Below are 5,551 nucleotides of genomic sequence, written 5' to 3' on the forward strand. Positions count from 1 at the left end.
TAGCGATTTTTTGGGCAAGTAACCCTCTAACCTGATGCTATAGTTATGCGATCGCGACCATTGAGTTGAGGTTTTCAGCAAAATACTACCGAAAAAGGTCGCTATAGCGACCTTTGAACTACCTTGTCACCCCTTGAGGCCCGTCGCCTACAAGTTCAGGAACGACTCACCCAACAAATTGCGAATGCTCTACAAGGTTTGCTCAAACCCCAAGGCGTGGCTGTCGTCGTGGAATCCACCCATATGTGCATGGTGATGCGGGGGGTACAAAAGCCAGGTTCTTGGACAGTAACCAGTTCTATGCAAGGAATCTTTGCAGAAGATGCCAAAGCCCGCCAAGAGTTTATGAGCTTGATTCGCCACAATCCCTCATTTCACTAAAATCTAAAGCACCTGTCTTAGCGCGATCGCATAAGTTCAATTCACCGCAAATTCCATATAGGGGCGCTGAGTAGGATGATAAAATCCCAAAACAATCTTATTTTTCGGCACACCTAAATCCAGCAAATCATTCACAATACCATCTTCTGTACCATCTCGATGAATCCAAATTTTACCCTCAATGATTTCCCTATGTACCAGACAACCATGTACTCGACTATCATTTTGCCATCCCAGGGTTAACAAAATATAATTTCTCTTATCTTCACTAATGATCAATCTTCGTTCTAAATGACCGTAAGAATAAGAGATCTGATAATACTCATTTAAAACTTGATAAATGATCGGATAATAGTGTTCTAATGTATCCATGTGACCACCTCTTGGTTGCTCGGATCAAAGACAAGTAAACGAAGTTTGTTTTTCGTTAAAATTAGATTGCCAAGTCGTTCTTCAAAAATCTCTTTAAATGAAATTTTAGAAATGGCAAGATACAAAGTACGGTCATTCTCAACTTCTTCAAGTATATTTCGGTAGACAATATACTGTCCTACTGCTTTTTCTAACTCATACATCGCAGAGCGGCCCAAAAAACTCTTAATTTCTACAGCAATCTTCTCTCCATGTTTTTCTGCTGCCAGGACTTTTTTTGCCCCCAGGTCAACGAATAAGTCTTTACCACCATATTGGGGTGTCAATGGATCGTTCGTGATTTGCCAATTATCTTTTTCTAGAGCAGTTTTGACTGTATCATGGTATATATCGTGTGCAGGCATCGCCATCAATACATTTTAATACACCCTCAAAATAGAACAGGATATTCTAATTGGCAACATCACGAATCACCCGCTCTAAACCCGCCACAACTCGTGCTAACTTCCCATAATCGATTTTATCTGGAGTATCTTCAGCCCGATGGTAATAGGGATAGCGAAAGGGTGCAGTATCGGTAACCATTAAAGCGGGATATCCTTGCTGCCAAAATGACCAATGATCCGACCATCCAACTCCTGGTAAAAAGTTAGGCAGTGCTGCCCCTTCTGAGGGAAAAAGAGTATGCTGACGAAACGATCCAATCACTTGTCGCACCCAGTTCCCAGAGTCAAGATTCCCAACAAAAGCAATAAAGTTACCTTGCAGAGGATAAAATAAATTTAAAGGAGCAGGATACTGTTGACTCCCTGGCTTATCAGAATAGTATCCCATAGTTTCTAGACTCATCATGCCAACAATATTGTCTTGGCGCTGCTTACAAATTTTGGCATAGATTAAACTTCCCATATCTTCTGTCCAGCCAAAAGGATTTTCTTCATTCACAAACTCTAAAAATTTCAGGGTTCGCTGTTGTGGTTTTCCTGCAAACCGGCGAGCTAAGGCTAAAACTGCGGCTGCTCCCGAACCATTATCATTCGCTCCGGGAACATGAGCTACAGAATCATAATGAGCGCCAATTACAATAATTTCCTCTGCTTTAGTTGTGCCTGGAATTTCGACTTCTAAGTTGTCAAATTCTTGGGCATCAATCGAGTATTGGTAGTGATTAACTTGATATCCTGCACGAGTAAACTCAGTTTCTAGATACTGAGCCGTTGCGAGTAAATTATTATAAGCCAGATAATTATGGGGTTCAGAGGCGATTTCCTTGACATCCGCCTCTAGCTCTTTTGCTAATGCTTGCTCTTCTACTGTTAAAGGCAAGAGTGCATCCTGATAACTTTTTCCTGGCATCTTTAACATAGTTTTCTATTGATCTCAATAGTCTTCTTTGTTTACTTTTCCTTAATGGGTAACATCATGAATCACTCGCTCTAATTTCCCATAATCGATCTTATCCGAAGTCTCTTCAGCCGTGTGATAATAGGGATAGGGAAAGGGAGCTTATGGGGTTCAGGGGCAATTTCCTTGACATCCCCTTCTAGATCTCGTGCTAATTGTTGCTCTTCTACCGTTAAAGGTGACAGGGCATCCGGATAACTTTCCCCTGGTATCTGTAACATCATGTTCCCTCCTCCCCAGGAAATACCGATCAAGATTATACTCAAGATTGACAATCCGATTCAAGTGGATTTGCTCTGCCATCCCCAATTGAGCTTTTTCTTGATCATCTGGATTATTTATCCTAAGATATCCTCAATTATAAAACTATCTCACTCTATTGTCCTGATGACTATTCCGGCGTTTGATTTCAGTCACTATTTCCCCTATCAAGAACTGACAGATTACTTAACCCAGATGGCTCAAGCTTATCCGAATTTGATGCAACTGAAAAGTTTGGGGACAACGGACGAAGGACGAGAAATTTGGTTGGCGACTGTGACCGATCAAACGACAGGAGCAGCTCTTGAAAAACCTGGATATTGGATTGATGCTAATACCCATGCAGCAGAAGTTACAGGTTCGGCAGTCGCTTGTTATATTCTCTATCAGGTTTTAACCCAATATAACCAAGATGCGCAAATCACCCATTTATTACAGAACTATACCCTATATATTTTGCCGAGAATTGCGGTAGATGGGGCAGAAAAATATCTACAAACTCCCTATAATCTACGGTCTAGTACCCGTCTCTATCCGGAATCTGAACAGCAAGATGGTTTATATCCAGAAGATATTAATGGAGACGATCATTTGCCGACCGAAGATTTACGCATCTATCAACTGATTGGGAAAAAAGGTAGTGAATTAACAAAATATAAGTGTGTTTCTGTTTATCATGATTTTCGTTATGACCCAAAAACGGTGGTTTATGGGGCAATGGATGATTATGGCTACGATCATTGGGGATGGTTTGGGTTTACGGTAGAACTCTGGGATGCGGCTAAGGAAGCTGGTGTTGAAAAGCAGAATAATATTGAATGGGGACGGGAACATCCAATAGAGGATGATCTGAAAATTCTGCAATGGAATGATGAGTATTTAGAGGGTAAGGGGTTTATTCCTTGGCAAGGCTTTGAACATCCGCAACTGGGAGAGGTGGAGATTGGAGGATGGGATATGAAGAGAATGTGGAAAAATGCACCCGCGAAGGCACTGCCGGAAATCTGCGATCGCCATTTCAAATTCGCGATCGCCCATGCGCTCATGTCTCCCCGGTTATCAGTCGCTCGTAGTGAGGTGAGTCACGAAGGGGCTGATATTTATCGCATAACCGTACAATGGGAAAATTTGGGCTTTTTGCCCACTCACACCAGTAAAAAGGCGCTAGAACGGCAAGCAGTGCGTCCTACGCGAGTAAAATTAGGGCTACCGGAAGGGGTTACCCTGATTAGTGGGGAGCAAGAGCAGGAAATTGACCCTTTAGAAGGGCGTTCTAATAAATGGTTCAATGCATCTGCAAATGGAACCGACTATCGCACCCATCGCAGTTGGGTAGTGAAGGGGAAAGCCGGGAGTGAGGTGAGGGTAGAGGCGATCGCCGAACGGGCTGGAACAGTGAGAACTTCAGTTATCCTGAGTTAGAAACCCTAGAAGATGTTGATGGCAATTTAACACAAATGCAGCTCTCTCTCTGAGTCAGTACTCCTTCCTGGTTAAGATATTCCATTGTTTGAGTCACGGGTAAAAGAGTAAATCCCACTTTTTGATACAGTTCAACCACATAAGCAAAGTCAGGATCGCAGGTAGTCCTCAAGATATAAGGTGTAGAATCGTCAAAATAAGCAAATACACTTTGTAAAAGTCGTTTAGCTAAACCTAGCTTACGGTAATCCAAGGCGACTCCCACATCAGACACATACTGGAATTCCTCAATTCCATAGTGTGTTTGTTGACTAAAAAACTCTTGATTTAGCTCAACTTTCTTGCCCTGAAAATCAGCATAAGTTCCCAGAAACGACAATTCTCTGAATTCTTTAGTCTCAGTTAACGGGAGAGTTGCCATAAAACCGATAGCTCTCTCCTGACAGTAGGCGAGATGCAAACTACCAAAACGAACATATTTTTGAAAATAAAACTCAACGTTTTCACGGATAACATTTTCATTGAATGGAGGGGCTGAAAAACATTCATAAACCGTTTGATAAAGTCCGTTATCCAGAACTTCGTTTAGTAAAGGAAGATCGTCAAACAACTTAATTTGAATATCCATATTTAGGTATCCTCAACATGAGTAACTCTTGTAGAGCCAGATAACGGTTTAGTTTTCCTAGCCAGCTATAGCAGAGAAAGAGTCTGTTAGGACTCCGGTTCAATACTGAAACCTAGCTACCATAACCTATTCCCTATTCCCTAGCGCGCAGCGCTATACCTGACTCCAATCTTAGGATAGTAGCGATCGCCTCTTCTTATTCGTCTACAGTAGGATTTGGGTGGTGGTGTAGGAGTTGAACCTACCTGATTCCGGTTAAAAGCCGGATGCATCTACCGCTCTGCCAACCACCCAACCGAAAAATTAATTGACTGCCCCGCCAGGACTTGAACCTGGAATACTTCGCATTCAAAGTGCGAGATGTTGCCATTACACCACAGAGCAAAACATCATACTGGGATAACTGACAACACCCCCACATTACTCATAACTAGCGCAAAGTGCGATAGCCTCAACGGGACTCGAACCCGTGTTTTTCGATAGAAAGTCGAACGTCCTTGGCCGCTAGACGATGGGGCCATTTGGCGCAGGGATGAGGATTTGAACCTCAAATTCTAGTTTTGGAGACTAGAGTGTTGCCGTTACACTATCCCTACATTTGGTGGCAGTGGTGGGAGTTGAACCCACATCAACCAAGTTATGAGCTTGGGGCTTTAACCATTAAGCTACACTGCTACGAGGCTGACGGGATTTGAACCGTAGACCCATTAATTAGCTAACGCTATTTGAATGGCTAGAAGCTTTGCCAAATCTGCCTTGTAAAACCTTGAAAAGGAAATAGGCAGAAAATAGGCAGATGTCTGACAATTACACTAAACAGGCATGGTTTCTGGTGAATGAGTATTTCCACTCTAACTCCATTGACCCATCTAAGTACGTTGACCATGAATTGGTGAGAGCTTATCTCAAAGCTTGCCAGAGAAGTACCCCGAAGGGAGTGTCCATTAGTCTCCAGGGTAAGCGCTTGTACTTGCGCTTTAAGACAGCTACCAAGGCAACAACGGCTAACAATTCTTGTAATGAATCCTTCACCCGTGATGGTTGCGTCAATGCTCTAGCGAAAGCCTTAGCAGTCTTTGACAA

General features: G+C 42.7%; 7 protein-coding genes, 5 tRNA genes and 1 pseudogene. 3 read left to right on the plus strand and 10 right to left on the minus strand.

Going from position 1 to position 5,551, the window contains the following annotated elements; genetic code table 11:
• Positions 1-138: 138 nt before the first annotated feature.
• Positions 139-381, plus strand: a pseudogene (locus tag J7545_RS12265) (GTP cyclohydrolase I); the annotation flags it as partial.
• A gap of 36 nt (positions 382-417) precedes the next feature.
• Here the strand turns inward: J7545_RS12265 and J7545_RS12270 are convergent.
• The 4 genes from J7545_RS12270 to J7545_RS12285 form a co-directional block, all read right to left on the minus strand.
• On the minus strand, positions 418-753 hold the full coding sequence (locus tag J7545_RS12270) for a XisI protein (protein ID WP_318699088.1): 336 nt from the start codon (positions 751-753) through the stop codon (positions 418-420).
• Entirely contained in the window at positions 741-1,163 is a 423-nt protein-coding gene (locus J7545_RS12275) for a XisH family protein (protein ID WP_318699089.1), read from the minus strand. The genes J7545_RS12270 and J7545_RS12275 overlap by 13 nt, the downstream gene beginning before the upstream one ends.
• Before the next feature lie 40 nt (positions 1,164-1,203).
• On the minus strand, positions 1,204-2,118 hold the full coding sequence (locus J7545_RS12280) for a M28 family peptidase (protein ID WP_318699090.1): 915 nt from the start codon (positions 2,116-2,118) through the stop codon (positions 1,204-1,206).
• Positions 2,119-2,189: 71 nt separating this feature from the next.
• Entirely contained in the window at positions 2,190-2,381 is a 192-nt protein-coding gene (locus J7545_RS12285; RefSeq protein ID WP_318699091.1) for a hypothetical protein, read from the minus strand.
• A gap of 163 nt (positions 2,382-2,544) precedes the next feature.
• On the opposite strand from J7545_RS12285, the gene J7545_RS12290 reads away from it, so the two are divergent.
• A complete protein-coding gene (locus J7545_RS12290; RefSeq protein ID WP_318699092.1) occupies positions 2,545-3,840 on the plus strand; it encodes a M14 family zinc carboxypeptidase in 1,296 nt (431 codons plus the stop codon).
• Here J7545_RS12290 and J7545_RS12295 read toward each other — a convergent pair.
• The 6 genes from J7545_RS12295 to J7545_RS12320 all read right to left on the minus strand — a co-directional run bounded on the left by J7545_RS12295 (position 3,827) and on the right by J7545_RS12320 (position 5,143).
• On the minus strand, positions 3,827-4,468 hold the full coding sequence (locus J7545_RS12295) for a GNAT family N-acetyltransferase (RefSeq protein WP_318699093.1): 642 nt from the start codon (positions 4,466-4,468) through the stop codon (positions 3,827-3,829). The two genes, J7545_RS12290 and J7545_RS12295, sit on opposite strands and share 14 nt — an antisense overlap.
• Positions 4,469-4,685: 217 nt before the next feature.
• A tRNA-Lys gene (locus J7545_RS12300) sits at positions 4,686-4,762 on the minus strand.
• A 17-nt stretch (positions 4,763-4,779) separates the two neighbouring features.
• A tRNA-Gln gene (locus J7545_RS12305) sits at positions 4,780-4,852 on the minus strand.
• 62 nt (positions 4,853-4,914) lie between these two features.
• Positions 4,915-4,987: transfer RNA gene (locus tag J7545_RS12310), tRNA-Glu, on the minus strand.
• 3 nt (positions 4,988-4,990) lie between these two features.
• Positions 4,991-5,064: transfer RNA gene (locus J7545_RS12315), tRNA-Trp, on the minus strand.
• Positions 5,065-5,067: 3 nt separating this feature from the next.
• Positions 5,068-5,143 (minus strand) — tRNA-Ile (locus J7545_RS12320).
• Positions 5,144-5,264: 121 nt separating this feature from the next.
• On the opposite strand from J7545_RS12320, the gene J7545_RS12325 reads away from it, so the two are divergent.
• A partial coding sequence (locus J7545_RS12325) for a hypothetical protein (protein ID WP_318719612.1) occupies positions 5,265-5,551 on the plus strand: 287 nt, incomplete at its 3' end.

Origin of the sequence: Roseofilum sp. SBFL, from assembly GCF_017746885.1 — a bacterium.
Taxonomy (GTDB): domain Bacteria; phylum Cyanobacteriota; class Cyanobacteriia; order Cyanobacteriales; family Desertifilaceae; genus Roseofilum.